Source organism: Massilia sp. Root418 (assembly GCF_001425265.1).
Lineage (GTDB): Bacteria > Pseudomonadota > Gammaproteobacteria > Burkholderiales > Burkholderiaceae_D > Rugamonas.
Map to the genome: position 1 here is coordinate 120,343 of NZ_LMEC01000024.1, position 13,842 is coordinate 134,184.

The window sequence follows — 13,842 nt, forward strand, 5'->3', positions numbered from 1 at the left end:
AAGCAATTCACCTTTGAATTGATTTTTGCCTAATGTGGGGATTTTGTGAACACGCTTAGAATTCCTCCCAATCGTCGCCGGCCGCCGGGGCCGCCTTGCGGGGCGCGGCCGGCGCCGCCGCGCGCGCGATCAGCGGTGTCCGGTCGCTACCGTGCGCCCCCGCAGCGCGCGCGCCAGGCTTGGCCGGGGCCCGGGCCTTGGCGAGCGCGGGACGCGCCGCCGACGCACCGGCCGGCGCGGCGGGCCGCCGCGCCGCAGCTGCACCGGCACCGGCACCGGCGCCGGTGCCATGCATCATGCCATCGAGCTTGAACACGCTGACTGCCAGCGCCAGCTCGCCGGCCTGGTCCTGCATGGACTGCGCGGCAGCGGCGGCCTGCTCCACCAGTGCGGCGTTCTGCTGCGTGGCGTCGTCCATTTCGGTGATGGCGCCGTTGACCTGGTCGATGCCGGCGCTCTGCTCTTGGCTGGCATGCGTAATGTCGCCCATGATGGCGGTAACGCGTTCAATGCTGGCCACTACCTCCTGCATCGTGGCCCCGGCCTGCGCCACCTGCCGGGTCCCCGCGCCGACCTTCTCGACCGAGTCGCCGATCAGGGTCTTGATGTCGCGCGCGGCGGCGGCCGAGCGCTGCGCCAGGTTGCGCACCTCGGAAGCGACCACCGCAAAGCCCCTGCCCTGCTCTCCCGCGCGCGCCGCCTCCACCGCCGCGTTCAGCGCCAGGATATTGGTCTGGAAGGCGATACCGTCGATCACGCCGATAATGTCCACGATCTTGCGCGAAGATTCGTCGATCGACTGCATGGTGCCCACCACGTCCGACACTGCTTCGCCGCCCTTGCGGGCCACGTCGGACGCGGCCATCGCCATCTGGTTGGCCTCGCGCGCGTTGTCGGCATTCTGGCGCACGGTGGACGTGAGCTCCTCCATCGACGAAGCGGTCTCTTCCAGCGCGCTGGCCTGCTGCTCGGTGCGCGAAGACAGGTCCAGGTTGCCGCTGGCAATCTCGCTGGAAGCCGCCGTGATGGCGTCGGTGCCGCTGCGCACCTGGCTCACGATGCGCACCAGGCCCTGGTGCATGTCCTGCAGCGCCTGCAGCAGCTGGCCGGTTTCGTCCTTGGCATGGGCTGCCGCGCCGTGGGTGCCGCCGGCACCGGTGGCGGCGGCGGTCAAATCGCCGTCCGCCACGCGGCGCGCCATGTCCACCGCCTGGCGCATCGGGCGCGTGATGCCGGTGGCCAGCCACCAGGCGAATGCCACGCTGAAGGCCGCCGTCAGCACGGCCAGCACCAGCTGCAGATTGCGGCTACGCGCGGCAATGTCATCGATCTGGCGCGCAGCGTCGTCGATTTCCTTGTTCTGGTGTTCCAGCAGCTTTTGCAGCATGGCCTCGTAGCCCTTGGCCGCCGGCTGGTAATCCTTCTCCATCAGCCGCGCCGCCTCCTCCATATTGCCGGCCGCCTTGGCCTTGTTGATGCCGTCGCGCGAATCCACATAGGCCTTGCGCACGCCGCCCAGCTCGGTCATCAGGCGCTTGTCCTCGTCGGTCGACAAGGCCTCGATCTTCTTGATCAGGTCCTGCGCCCGCTTGGTGGAATTGGCGATGTCCTCCGCGAAGAATGGCGCCAGCGAGGTGTCGCTGCTCTTGGCGATGGCGGTGGTGCGGCGGATCCCGGCGAACACGATGCGGTACCACTCGGAGATCAGGCGCTCCTTTGCCAGCGGCACTTCCATCATGGCGCGGGTGGCGTCGGCGCTGCCCTGCAGGCGGTAGATGCCAAAGCCGGTGTTGAAAATCATGCCCGCCAACAGCACGGCGAAACCCAGCGCCAGGCGGCGGCCTATGCTCCAGTCCCTCATATTCATAGCGTGTCCCCAAAAGGTGATCGGAATCCTCACGCCTAGTGTAGTGGCGCGACGGCAAATTCGATGTTGTACTTTGGTGCAGTGTGGGGGGTAGAAACGACGAGGCGGACCGGTCGGTCCGCCTGCGGAGGATGCTGCGGGGGAAGCTAAGCCGGCCGGCTTAGTTCGACAGGGCTGCGAACGCGCGGTCGCGGATTTCTTCCACCGGGCCGATGCCCTCGATCTTGCGGTACTTCGGCGCTACCGGGTCACCGGACTGGGCCCAGTTGTTGTAATAGCCCAGCAGGACTTCGGTCTGGTTGTGGTACACATCCAGGCGCTTCTTCACGGTCTCGGCCTTGTCGTCGTCGCGCTGCACCAGGTCTTCGCCGGTGACATCGTCCTTGCCTTCGACCTTGGGCGGGTTGAACTTCACGTGGTACACGCGGCCCGAGGCCGGGTGCGAGCGGCGGCCGCTCATGCGCTCGATGATGGCCTCATCCGGCACGGCGATTTCCAGCACGTAGTCCACCTTGACGCCGGCTTCCTTCATGGCGTCGGCCTGCGCGATGGTGCGCGGGAAACCGTCGAACAGGTAGCCGTTCTCGCAATCGCATTCCTTCAGGCGCTCTTTCACCAGGCCGATGATGATGTCATCCGACACCAGCTGGCCAGCGTCCATGACCTTCTTGGCGGCCAGGCCCATTTCCGTGCCGGCCTTGATGGCCGCGCGCAGCATGTCGCCGGTGGAGATCTGCGGAATATTGTATTTTTCCTTGATGTAGTTCGCCTGGGTGCCCTTGCCGGCACCGGGTGCTCCTAACAGAATGAGACGCATGAAAAAGTCCTAAAACGATTATAAGAATCTGGTGGTATGGTTGGAAATGCTGCCGCTCTGCTACCTTCGTACGAAACTTACCACAAAACCGGCGCTTGACGCCAGTTTGTGGACGATTAGGCATGGTTTGGTGGGGGCTTGGCGCGCAGTTAGTGGCTAATTGGCGAAATGGCGCCGCACGCGTTCCAGGTCTTCCGGCGTATCGACGCCGGCCGCCGGTGCCGCGTCCGTTACGTGGACGGCGATCGGGTAGCCGTGCCACAGCACGCGCAACTGCTCCAGCGCCTCGATGCCCTCCAGCGGCGACACCGCCAGCTGCGGATAAGCCTGCAGGAAATCGTTGCGGTAAGCGTACAGGCCGATATGGCGCAGCGGCACATAGCCGGCCGGCAGCGCAGTTTTATCCTGGGCAAAGCCGTCGCGGTGCCACGGGATGGTGGCGCGCGAGAAGTACAGCGCGCGGCCGGCCTGGTCCAGCACCACCTTGACCACGTTGGGATTGAAGGCGTCGGCCGCGTCGTGCAGCGGATGGGCGCAAGTGGACATGGGCACGTCCGGACCGATACGGCCGGCGGCGGCGGCCAGCAGCGCGGGATCGATCAGCGGCTCGTCGCCCTGCAGGTTAACCACCACCGCGTCCGGCGCCAGCGACAGCGCGCGCGCCACTTCGGCGATGCGGTCGGTGCCTGAAGGATGGTCGGCGCGTGTCATGCACACCTCCACGCCGTGCCGTTCGCAGGCTGCGCGGATGTCCTCATGGTCGGTGGCGACGATGATGCGGGCAGCGCCCGCCTCGGCCGCGCGCTCGGCCACGCGCACCACCATGGGCTTGCCGCCCAGGTCGGCCAGCGGCTTGTTCGGCAGGCGGGTCGACGCCAGGCGCGCCGGGATGATGACGATGAAGCTCACGGCCGGCGCTCCCTATTCCACCGCATCCTGCAGCGTACGGGCCTCGTCGGCCCACATGATGGGAATGCCATCGCGGATCGGGTAGGCCAGGCGGTCGCCACGGCAAATCATTTCCTGGGCTTTTTTATCGTACTCCAGCGGGCCCTTGCAAACGGGGCAGACCAGGATATCAAGCAGACGAGCATCCACGACATTTCTCCACAATGTATTCGGCCAGCGCGGCATCGATGCGCGCTGTCACCGGAACCACCCACAAGCGCGGATCGTCCCTCAGTTCTTCAATTTGGGCACATTTTACTGCATCCTTCTCCGTCATCAAGACGATGTCGGCGTCCAGGCCATCGAAGGGGCGGTCGAGGAAATCGTGGTGGTCCGGCAAAGGCAGCTCGGCGACATCCAGGCCGGCGCCGCGCAGCATGCCGAAAAAGCGCGCCGGGTTGCCGATGCCGGCCGCCGCCGCGATCCGCAAGCCGCCCCGCGAGCGGGCGGCCAGCTCGGCCAGGGTCACGCGCTCGCTGCGGTCGGCCAGGCGCTCGGCCACGTCGCCGGCCAGGGTCATCTGCACCGGCACCGAAGCCTGGCCGGTGGCGGCCGCGCGGCCCAGCTCGCGCTGCGCCATGCTGGAGAGCGGCGCCACGCTGCGGGCCAGCTCGGCCGTCAGCGACGGCGTGTTCACCACGGTGAAATCGCGCCGGCGGGTCGGCCGCTCGCGCAGCGGTCCGGCCGGCAGCAGCCAGCCATTGCCCACGCCGCGCGCGTCGAACAGCACGATTTCCACGTCGCGCTGCAGCTTGTAATGCTGCAGGCCGTCGTCGGCCACCAGGATATCCACCGCCGGCAGGGCCGCCAGCAGCGCCCTGCCCGCCGCCGCGCGGTCGCGCCCCACCATCACCGGGCAGCCGGTGCGCTGGGCGATCAGCAGCGGCTCGTCGCCCACCTGCTGCGGGGTGGACGCGGCCGTGACCAGGCGCGGCGCGCTATCCTTGCTGCCGAAACCGCGCGAAATCACGCCCGGCGTGAAGCCGGCCTCCTGCAAGGCCTGCACCAGCCAGATGGTCAGCGGGGTCTTGCCCGTGCCGCCGATGAAGATATTCCCCACCACCACCACCGGCACCGGCAGGCGCTCCGACTTCAGCACGCCCGCCCGGAACAGTCCGGCCCGCAGTCCGGACAGTCCGCCAAACAGCAGCGACAGCGGCCACAGCGCGCAAGCAAGCGGCCCCCTGCGCAGCCAATTGCGCGTCAACGTCGATTCAAGCGAGGAAGTTTTAGGCATACGAACAAAGTGGGCAGCTTCAGCCCCAACAGCCTGAGCCGCATTTCCCCCTACTTCGGGGTCTGACCCCGAAGTAAGGGGAAATGCGGCTCAGGTCGCTTGACAGGCTGGTTCCGGGATTCTTATTTGGCGGCGCCGGTCTGGGCGGCGAAGGTGAGCTTGTCGTAGCCGGCCAGGCGCGCGGCTTCCATCACGTTGATGACCATCTGGTGCATGGCGAACTGGTCGGCGTTGATGATCACCACCGGCGATTTGCTGTCCGCGCCACCCGCCTTGGCCGCGCTCTTCAGCGACTCGGCCAGCCCGGCCACGTTCTGGAACGATACCGGCACATTGTTCACCGTGTAGTTGCCCTTGGCGTCCACCGTCACGTTGATCTCGTTGGGCCGCTCGTGCGCTTTCTCGGCTTCGGCGGTCGGCAGCGTGATCTGCAGTTCGGTGAACTTGCTGTAGGTGGTGGTCACCATCAGGAAGATCAGGATCACCAGCAGCACGTCGATAAACGGGATCAGGTTGATCTCCGGGTCTTCGCGGTGCTGGCCGCGGCGGAAGTTCATGCCCATGGTCAGGTCTTCCGCGAGCAGTGCACCACGTCGACGAATTTGATGGCCTGCTGTTCCATCTCGATGATGAAGCTGTCCACCAGCGCGCGGAAGTGGCGGTAGAACACCAGCGTCGGCATGGCGATGGCCAGGCCGAATCCGGTGTTGTACAGCGCGACCGAAATGCCGTGCGCCAGCTGGGCGGGATTGGTGCCGGTGGCGTTCTGCGCGCCGAAGATCTCGATCATGCCGACCACCGTGCCGAACAGGCCCATCAGCGGCGCCAACGTAGCGATGGTGCCCAGGGTGGTGAGGAAGCGGTCCAGCATGTGGGCCACGCCGCTGCCGGCTTCTTCAATGGTTTCCTTCATCACGTCGCGCGGCGAGTCGATGTTGCGCAGCGCGGCCGACAGCACCACGCCCAGCGGCGAGCTCTGTTCCAGTTTCTGGATCACGTCCGGCGTGATGTTGCCGCTGCGGTAGACGCCCACCACCTCGTCCAGCAACTGGCGCGGAATGATCTTGGCGCGGCGCAGGAACAGCAAACGTTCGATGATGAGGGCGGTGGCAACGATGGAGGCGATCAGCAGAGGCCAGATGGGCCAGCCTGCGGCTTGGATGATGGCGAGCAAAACGAACTCCTGTGTTTGGGAACTGCGCAGGCAGGAATGCCTAGACGCGCAATGTATCTTGTTGAGGCCTGATCGGCAAGTAGTTCGCCACAAGCGGGCCGGTCCACTCTTCTGCACACTTTCTGTGGACAAGATTGTTAGCAAGGCAGCTTGCAAACCCTCAAGCCATTGATTGTTAAGGACTAATTTTCCATGCGTAAAAAAAGCGCAGCCCGCCTTCGGCACGCTGCGGCACAACCGTCCACACTTCTCCCCATATTCTGTTGATAAGATTGTTAGCAAGGACATTGATGGATAGCAAAGTCCTTGATTCCAAAGCACTTTCTTGCCATGCGTAAAAATTCCGCATACAACCCAAACACCAGTGTTTTGTATGGTGAATGACATCAAAAACCGGGTTTCCTGAAGTGTTTGGGGACAACTGCTTCATTCTGCACAAAAACTGTGGACAAAATTGTTAGCAAGGCTGCACATTGCATGCTAAGACCATGATTTCAAAGCGAAAACGCTCTCCGATTAAAAAACGGGCAGCAAGATGCAGGCCAGATACCGCAGGTCACTTTCCGCAGAGCAGGTGTACAACTGTGCACTTCTGCACACAATATGTGGATAAGATTGTGCGCAAGGCTGCCGGGCAAGCTCTATGTCATTGATTTGTAATACTTATGTTTCACTGCTTAAATTTTAAACAGTGGCGTCACAGGGCAACTTTGCGCCGCGCCGCAGATTTGTGAAATTGGTATGCGGTTGGAGTTCTGCACATCTTCTGTGGATAAAATTGTGAGCAAGCCGCTGCGGCGGGGATCAAGTGCTTGATTTATAAAGTAATTATTTCTATGCGTAAATTTTTAGCACGCATGTTCTTGTCCACAAAAAAGCCGGCTGGCCACCAAAAAGTTCCGCACAATTTTTGTGGATAACTTTGTGCGTAACCGGGGCCCGTATCGGCAAAGTGCTTGATCCATAAGGATTTTTATGAAATGCACGTTAATGAAGCATGCTTGTTTACCTTTTAAAATCAAGTATTTAGAAAAAATACTTGCCTTGAATTCTGATGTGTGACATAAGCATGACCTCCGCACGATTTTGTGGACAGTTTCCCTTTTCCTGAACGATGAACACCAGCCTTCCACCCGACAGCAGCACTCCGCAAGCCGCCGTGATTTCGGTCAGCGCGCTCAACCAGGCGGTGAGCCGCCTGCTGGAGCGCAGTTTTCCACTGACGTGGATATCCGGCGAGATTTCCAATTTCACGCGCGCCAGTTCAGGCCATTGGTATTTCACCCTGAAGGACGATGCGGCCCAGGTGCGGGCGGTGATGTTCCGGGGCCGCGCGCAGTATGCGGGCTTCGTGCCGCGCGAGGGCGACAAGGTGGAAGTGCGGGCCCTGGTCACGCTGTACGGGCCGCGCGGCGACTATCAGATCAACGTGGAGGCGATCCGCCGGGCGGGCGTGGGCGCGCTGTTCGAGGCCTTCCTGCGCATGAAGGAGCGCCTGGGCGCGGCCGGCCTGTTCGACCAGGACCGCAAGCGCGCCGTGCCCATGTTTGCGCGCACCATCGGCGTGGTGACCAGTCCCACGGGCGCCGCCCTGCGCGACGTGCTGACGGCCCTGAAACGGCGCGCGCCGCACGTGCGCGTGGTGCTCTACCCCACCCTGGTGCAAGGCCAGCAGGCGCCGGAGCAGATCGCAGCCGCCATCAATACCGCGTCGGCACGGGCCGAGTGCGAGGTGCTGATCGTGTGCCGGGGCGGCGGCAGCATCGAGGATTTGTGGGCGTTCAACGACGAAGCGGTGGCGTATGCGGTGGCCAACTGCAACGTGCCGGTGATTTCCGGCGTGGGCCACGAGACCGATTTCACCATCGCCGATTTTGCGGCCGACTTGCGCGCGGCCACGCCCACCGCCGCCGCCGAACTGGCCGCCACGCCGCGCGCGGACTGGCTGGCTTCCCTGCGTGCCGACGCCACCGATTTACGGCGCGCCATGCAGCGCGCGCTGGGCGACGCGGCACAGACCCTGGACGGCTACACTCGCCGCCTGCTCAGCCCTTCGGCCCAGATCGCGCAGCAGCGCGCCAAGCTGCAGGCGCATGCCACGGCGCTCACGCACGCCAACCGTGCGCCGCTGGCTTATGCGCGCGTGGGGTTCGACAAGTTGCAGTCGCGCTGGTCGGCGCTGCGGCCGGACGTGCGCGCGCTGAGGGCGCAGGTGGAAGGCTTGCAGCACCGCGCGGCAATCAGCATCGGCAACCAGCAGACGCAGAAGCGCGACGCGCTCAATGCGCTGGCGGCGCAGCTGGAAATGCTGAATCCGCAACGCACGCTGGAACGGGGCTATGCCATCGTGACGGGGCAGGACGGCGCCATCCTGCGCGCGCCGTCGCAGCTGCGCGCGCGCGACAGCGTGACGGTGCGGCTGGCCGAGGGCAGCGCGGAGATCGGGATTGCGGATGTGAAGCAGGCCGCTGGCTGAGCCGGCGGGTTACGCGGCTGCGCCGCTAACCCGCCCTACGCACCGCCGCACAACCGCCGCACGACCGCCGTTCAACCGCCGCACACCGGCCGCACACCCGCCGAACGACGGACGCACGACCGACGCGCGCTGCGCGCCGCATGAACGTAGGGCGGGTTAGTGCCACAGGCACGTAACCCGCCGCGCTACGCCAGCTCGGCCAATATAACCGACATGCCGATCAGCGCCGGATAATCGGCCGTGATCACATAGGTCGGAATCTGCGCGTTGTAACTGCTCAGGCGTCCTTTCTGCTCAAAGCGAGCGCGGAAGCCCGAACGCCCGAAGAAGCCGCCCAGGCGCGGCACGATGCCGCCGCCGATGTAGATGCCGCCGCGCGCGCCCAGCGTGATGGCGACATTGCCGGCGATGGTGCCGAGCATCTCGCAGAAGGTCTCCAGCGTTTCCACGCACACCAGGCATTCGCCGCGCAGGCCGCGCTCGATGATGGCGGGCGTGTCGATGGCCTGGGGCGCGGCCCCGGACCGCTCGGCCAGCACTTCATAAATCAGCCGGATTCCCGGCCCGGACACCACGCGCTCGGCCGACACATGGCCAAAGCGCTCGCTGGCCTTGCGCAGGATGTGGATCTCGCGCTCGCTGACTGCGGCGAAGGTGCTGTGCCCTCCTTCGCTGTCCAGCGCGATCCATTCCCTGCCCGCCGGGACCAGGCCGGATACGCCCAGCCCCGTGCCCGCGCCGACCAGGCCGATCACGCCGCGTGCGCGCGCCTCGCCGCCGCCCACCTGCACGCGGTGCTGCGCCGACAGGAAGGGCACGGCGCGCGCCAGCGCGGCGAAGTCGTTCACCACGTGCAGCGAGGTCAGGCTGAATTGGGAGCAGATTGCTTCGATGGAGAAGGACCAGTGGTGGTTGGTCATGCGCACCGCGTCGCCGTCGATGGGGTTGGCGATGGCGATGCCGGCCTGGCGCGCCTGGTAGCCGCCGGCCGCCACCGTGGCGGGCTGGGACAGGTACTGCACGATGGCCGCGCCCAGTGTCGGATAGGCGGCGCATTGTGCCACCCAGATGGCGTCTATGCGCCCGGCCGCCGTCTGCAGGCCAAAACGCGCGCTGGTGCCGCCGATGTCGGCCAGCAGCCAGGGCCGCTCGTAGCGCGCGCCGCCGCCGCCGTCTTCTTCCTTGCCTTCGTCGAAGAAGGCCAGGGAATGCTGGGGGATGTTCTCGATTTTCATGGTTGCCACCTCTAACACCACGGCACAACCTGGGGCCGGACTCCCTGGGGAACCCGGCCCCGGCCCTGCGGGGTTGGTTTAGAACTTCATCGACACGCGCGCGCCTATCGTACGCGGCGCATTATAGAACGCGCCGTAGATCTGCTGGGTAGGCTGGCATGGCATGCCGGTGTCGGTGCACAGTTCCACCACGTCCAGCTTCACTTCGCGGTCGGTGGCGTTCTGCACGAACAGCTCCGCCGTGTAGGCCTTGTTCAGCGGCTGGAAGCGCAGGCTCAGGTCCAGCGTCGAATAGGCTTTCTGCTTCTTCACGCCAGGGTGGCCCGGCACGTCGTTGCTGAAGGCGCCGGCGCCGACGAAGGTTTCGCCTTCGTAGTGGGCCGAGATGCGCGGCGTGAACAGGCCTTTGCTGGTGGCGAAGTCATGTTCGTACTGCAGCGTGGTGGAGAACTTCGGCGCGTGCTTCATGACGCTGCCGCCCACGTCCACGTTGGGCGCGGTGGAGCCGCAGGACAGGCCCTTGGCACGCGCGGAGTCCACGTCGCAGGAGATGAAGCTGTCGTAGGTAGCGTCGAGCCAGGTGGCATTGCCGGTGAAGCGGTCCACCTTGGTCGGACGCCAGGTCCATTCACCTTCCACGCCGTTCACCGTGGCGCCTGCCGCGTTGAAGTTGGCCAGCACGCTGTTCACCACCTGCGATTCCAGCTTGTCCTTGTACTTCATGTGGAAGGCAGCCAGGTTCAGGGTCAGCATGCGGTCCAGCAGGTCGGACTTCATGCCCAGCTCATAGCTGGTCAGTTTTTCCGGCTTGGTGGTGGCGCCGCCGTCGCCGATCGCCGGCGAGTGGAAGCCGGTGGTGACGGAACCGTACAGCAGGATCTCCGGACGCAGCTTGTACTCCACGCGGCCCAGCCAGGTGGCCTGGCCGTAGCGCAGGTCGGCGGTGTTGTCGCCGAAGGTGTTGCCGCAGGTGGCTGCGCTCACCACGCCGCCGGGGCCGATGTTGTGGGTGTTGATGGTGCCGGTGCCCGGCGTGACCAGCTGCCTGGCCTGGTCCGGCGTCAGCACGGTGGTGCCCAGCGGGACGTTGGCCGGCCAGTTCGGGCAGGCCCAGTTCTGGCCGCCGATGTCGAACTTGTGGTCCTTGGTGTAGCGTCCGCCGACGGTGGCTTTCAGGTCGTCGCTGATTTGCAGGCTGCCCTGCGCAAACACGGCTTTCGATTTCAGCTGGCGATTGCCCTGGATGAAGGACATGGCCGATGCGTACTGGCCCACGGTGGGACGCACGAAGATCACGTTGCCGGCGGCGATGTCCTGCTGCACGGTCGCTTGCGAGATCTGGCTGCGGTCGATGTCGAAGCGCACCTTGTTTTTCTCGCCGAAGAAGAACAGCCCGCCCACCCACTGGAACGGCGCGTCGTTGTCCGAGCGCGCCTGCAGCTCGTGCGAGTAGCTATCGAACTTGGCCCATTCGGTGCGGTTCTCGGATTTGAAGCCGGGGAACAGGCCGGCGTCGGCGTCGTTCACGTTGGCGCGCTTGTAGCGGCTCCAGCTACCCAGGTAGGTCAGGTCCAGCGCGTCGCTCGGGTGGTAGTTCAGCTTGCCCTTGAAGGTGGTGATGGACTGGTCCAGGTTGCCCGGGCTGTCGATCAGCGCCGAGCGCAGTTCGGTGCCGGCTGCCGGTTCGGCCGCCAGGTAGACGTTGCCGGCGCCCTGGTCCTTGTAGTAGTCGGCGATGACGGTGGCTTTCAGGTCCGGCGTGAAGCGCCACAGCAGCGAGGCGCGCGCGCCCATCTTGTCTTCGGCGCCGTATTTCTTCGCACCGGGCAGCACGTTGGAACCCTTGCGGAAGTCCACGGTGCCGTCATGGCTGTCCTTGATGGCGGCGATGCGCAGCGCAATGTCGTCGGCCAGCGGGATATTAATCATGCCTTGCGTCTGCAGGCGGTGGTAGTCGCCGATGGTGATGCCGGCCGAGCCGAACACTTTCTCGGTGCTGGGCGCGCCGGACACCAGGTTCACCGCGCCGGCGGTGGAGTTGCGGCCGTTCAGGGTGCCCTGCGGGCCGCGCGCCACTTCAACGTGGCTCAAGTCGTACATCAGCGCGGTGGCGCCCTGCGGACGCGGCGAGTAGATGCCGTCGATGTAGAAGGCCACGGCCGGGTCGCCCAGCTCCGTGTGGTTGGCCGAGCCGACGCCGCGCATGTAGACGTGCACGCCGCCCGAGTCGCCGTGCTGCTCCACCACCAGGCTGGGCACCATGGTGGTGAGCGAGGCCAGGTCTTTCACCTGGTTGTTGGCCAGCGTGTCCTGGCTGTAGGCGGTGATCGCCAGCGGGGTTTCCTGCACAAAGGTGTTGCGGCGGGTGGCGGTGACGATGATCTTTTCCATCTCGCCGTTGCGCGCCGGGGCGGCTGCTTCCACCGGGGCGGCAGCGGCGGCCGGCATGGCCGTGGCCACGGCGGCGCCTTCCTGCGCGAAGGCGTTGGCGGTCAGAAGGGCGAGTGGCGCGAGTTTCCACATCGCGTGGGTGTGCGAGTTCTTCATTTGTCTTTCCTCTATTGTCCGTTGATATTAATGGTGTTGCATAGCTCTACCGGCTACTACCGCACTCCAGCTGACTTCAGCTCGAATTCATGTCATTGCTCCTTGATGAAGTTGCGGTACCAGTGGGCGCTGTCTTTCAAGGTGCGCTGCTGGGTGTCGTAGTCCACGTGCACCAGGCCGAAACGGCGCAGGTAGCCGGAATTCCATTCGAAGTTGTCCAGCAGGCTCCAGTAGAAATAGCCCTGCACGTCGACACCCTCGTCCATCGCCTGGTGCAGCGCGCCCAGGTGCATCTTCAGGTAGTCGATGCGCGGCTGGTCGTGCACCGCGCCCGCCTGCACCTGGTCCGGCACGGCCATGCCGTTCTCGGTGATGTAGATGGGCGGCAGCGCGTACTGGCCGTGCAGCTTGACCAGCAGTTCGGTCAGGCCTTGCGGGTAGATTTCCCAGCCCATGTCGGTGGTGCCCAGCGCGCACGGCGGCTTGCGCGGCGGCGTCTCGGTGCTGACAAAGGCGCGGAAGTAGTAGTTCACGCCGAGGAAGTCGATCGGCTGCCGGATATCATTGAAATCGTTTTCATGAATGGACAGCAAAGAGCGGTCGATATTGTCCAGCGCCAGCTGCGGGTAGCTGCCTTTGAAAATCGGGTCCATGAACCATTCCACCGAGCGCGCCCACTCCACTTCGGCGGCCTTGATGTCGGCGGCGGAATCGGTGGCGGGATCGGCGGTCCACTGGTTCAGCACGATGCCCAGCTTGGCCGACACGTTCTGCGCGCGCATGGCCTGCATGGCCAGGCCGTGCGACAGCAGCAGCTGGTGCGAGGCGCTGACGGCGGCGGCCGGATTGGCGATGCCGGGCGCGAACTGGCCGATGCCGTAGCCCAGGTTGGCGGTGCACCACGGCTCGTTGTGGGTGGCGATGGTGGCGACCCGGTTGCCGAAGCGGCGCGCCACTTCGGCGGCGTAGGCGGCGAAGTGTTTCGCGGTGTCGCGGTTGAGCCAACCGCCTTTGTCTTCAAGGGCTTGCGGCAAATCCCAGTGGTACAGGGTAACGTGGGCGGCGATGTTTTTCTCGGCCAGCTGGTCCAGCAGGCGCGAGTAAAAATCGAAGCCGGCTTCATTCCATGCGCCGCTGCCGTCCGGCTGCACGCGCGGCCAGGCGATGGAGAAGCGGTAGGCGTCCACGTTGAGCGAGGCAATGATGTCCACGTCTTCGGCATAGCGGTGGTAATGGTCGCAGGCCACGTCGCCGGTACTGGCGTCGGTGATCTTGCCGGGAGTGTGGGTGAAGGTGTCCCAGATGGATGGACCACGGCCATCGGCGCTGGCGCCGCCTTCGATCTGGTAGGCACTGGTCGCCACGCCCCAGGTGAAGGTCGACGGGAAAGCCGGCACGGTGGTGGGAACTGCGTCAGGTGTGGTCATATGCTCGTTCGGTGTTTGAAAACGTTTTCAGAAGATGTGAGCATTTAACACCGGCTGAAAAATGAAGTCAATCATAATATTTTGAACAACTGTGCACTTTTTTACCCGGCAGAC

Annotated in this window: 11 protein-coding genes; 1 reads left to right on the plus strand and 10 read right to left on the minus strand. The window is 64.7% G+C overall.

Features of this window, described 5'->3' with window-relative positions:
- Positions 1-55 precede the first annotated feature (55 nt).
- The 7 genes from ASC94_RS25645 to ASC94_RS25670 all read right to left on the minus strand — a co-directional run bounded on the left by ASC94_RS25645 (position 56) and on the right by ASC94_RS25670 (position 6,043).
- A complete protein-coding gene (locus tag ASC94_RS25645) occupies positions 56-1,867 on the minus strand; it encodes a methyl-accepting chemotaxis protein (protein WP_056402825.1) in 1,812 nt (603 codons plus the stop codon).
- A gap of 160 nt (positions 1,868-2,027) precedes the next feature.
- A complete protein-coding gene (gene adk / locus ASC94_RS25650) occupies positions 2,028-2,684 on the minus strand; it encodes an adenylate kinase (protein WP_056402827.1) in 657 nt (218 codons plus the stop codon).
- Positions 2,685-2,840: 156 nt separating this feature from the next.
- Positions 2,841-3,593, minus strand: coding sequence for a 3-deoxy-manno-octulosonate cytidylyltransferase (kdsB, locus tag ASC94_RS25655; RefSeq protein WP_056402830.1), 753 nt, complete (start codon positions 3,591-3,593; stop codon positions 2,841-2,843).
- 12 nt (positions 3,594-3,605) lie between these two features.
- Positions 3,606-3,782 carry a Trm112 family protein gene (locus ASC94_RS32100; RefSeq protein WP_082219489.1) on the minus strand — a complete coding sequence of 59 codons (177 nt, stop codon included), beginning with the start codon at positions 3,780-3,782 and terminating at the stop codon, positions 3,606-3,608.
- A complete protein-coding gene (lpxK, locus tag ASC94_RS25660) occupies positions 3,763-4,869 on the minus strand; it encodes a tetraacyldisaccharide 4'-kinase (protein ID WP_056402832.1) in 1,107 nt (368 codons plus the stop codon). The genes ASC94_RS32100 and lpxK overlap by 20 nt, the downstream gene beginning before the upstream one ends.
- 122 nt (positions 4,870-4,991) lie before the next feature.
- On the minus strand, positions 4,992-5,426 hold the full coding sequence (locus ASC94_RS25665) for a biopolymer transporter ExbD (RefSeq protein ID WP_056403488.1): 435 nt from the start codon (positions 5,424-5,426) through the stop codon (positions 4,992-4,994).
- Between the two features lie 8 nt (positions 5,427-5,434).
- Positions 5,435-6,043, minus strand: a complete 609-nt coding sequence (locus tag ASC94_RS25670) for a MotA/TolQ/ExbB proton channel family protein (protein ID WP_056402834.1) — start codon at positions 6,041-6,043, stop codon at positions 5,435-5,437.
- 1,114 nt (positions 6,044-7,157) lie between these two features.
- On the opposite strand from ASC94_RS25670, the gene xseA reads away from it, so the two are divergent.
- Positions 7,158-8,519: an exodeoxyribonuclease VII large subunit gene (gene xseA / locus ASC94_RS25675; RefSeq protein ID WP_056402836.1), complete on the plus strand. Its 1,362-nt coding sequence runs from the start codon at positions 7,158-7,160 to the stop codon at positions 8,517-8,519.
- Positions 8,520-8,704: 185 nt separating this feature from the next.
- Here the strand turns inward: xseA and ASC94_RS25680 are convergent, their stop codons facing one another.
- The 3 genes from ASC94_RS25680 to ASC94_RS25690 all read right to left on the minus strand — a co-directional run bounded on the left by ASC94_RS25680 (position 8,705) and on the right by ASC94_RS25690 (position 13,728).
- Positions 8,705-9,754 (minus strand): glucokinase, encoded by a 1,050-nt coding sequence (locus ASC94_RS25680; RefSeq protein WP_082616846.1) that lies wholly within the window; start codon positions 9,752-9,754, stop codon positions 8,705-8,707.
- A gap of 78 nt (positions 9,755-9,832) precedes the next feature.
- Positions 9,833-12,301 carry a TonB-dependent receptor gene (locus ASC94_RS25685; protein WP_056402842.1) on the minus strand — a complete coding sequence of 823 codons (2,469 nt, stop codon included), beginning with the start codon at positions 12,299-12,301 and terminating at the stop codon, positions 9,833-9,835.
- Between the two features lie 92 nt (positions 12,302-12,393).
- Positions 12,394-13,728: a GH1 family beta-glucosidase gene (locus ASC94_RS25690; RefSeq protein WP_056402845.1), complete on the minus strand. Its 1,335-nt coding sequence runs from the start codon at positions 13,726-13,728 to the stop codon at positions 12,394-12,396.
- Positions 13,729-13,842 lie beyond the last annotated feature (114 nt).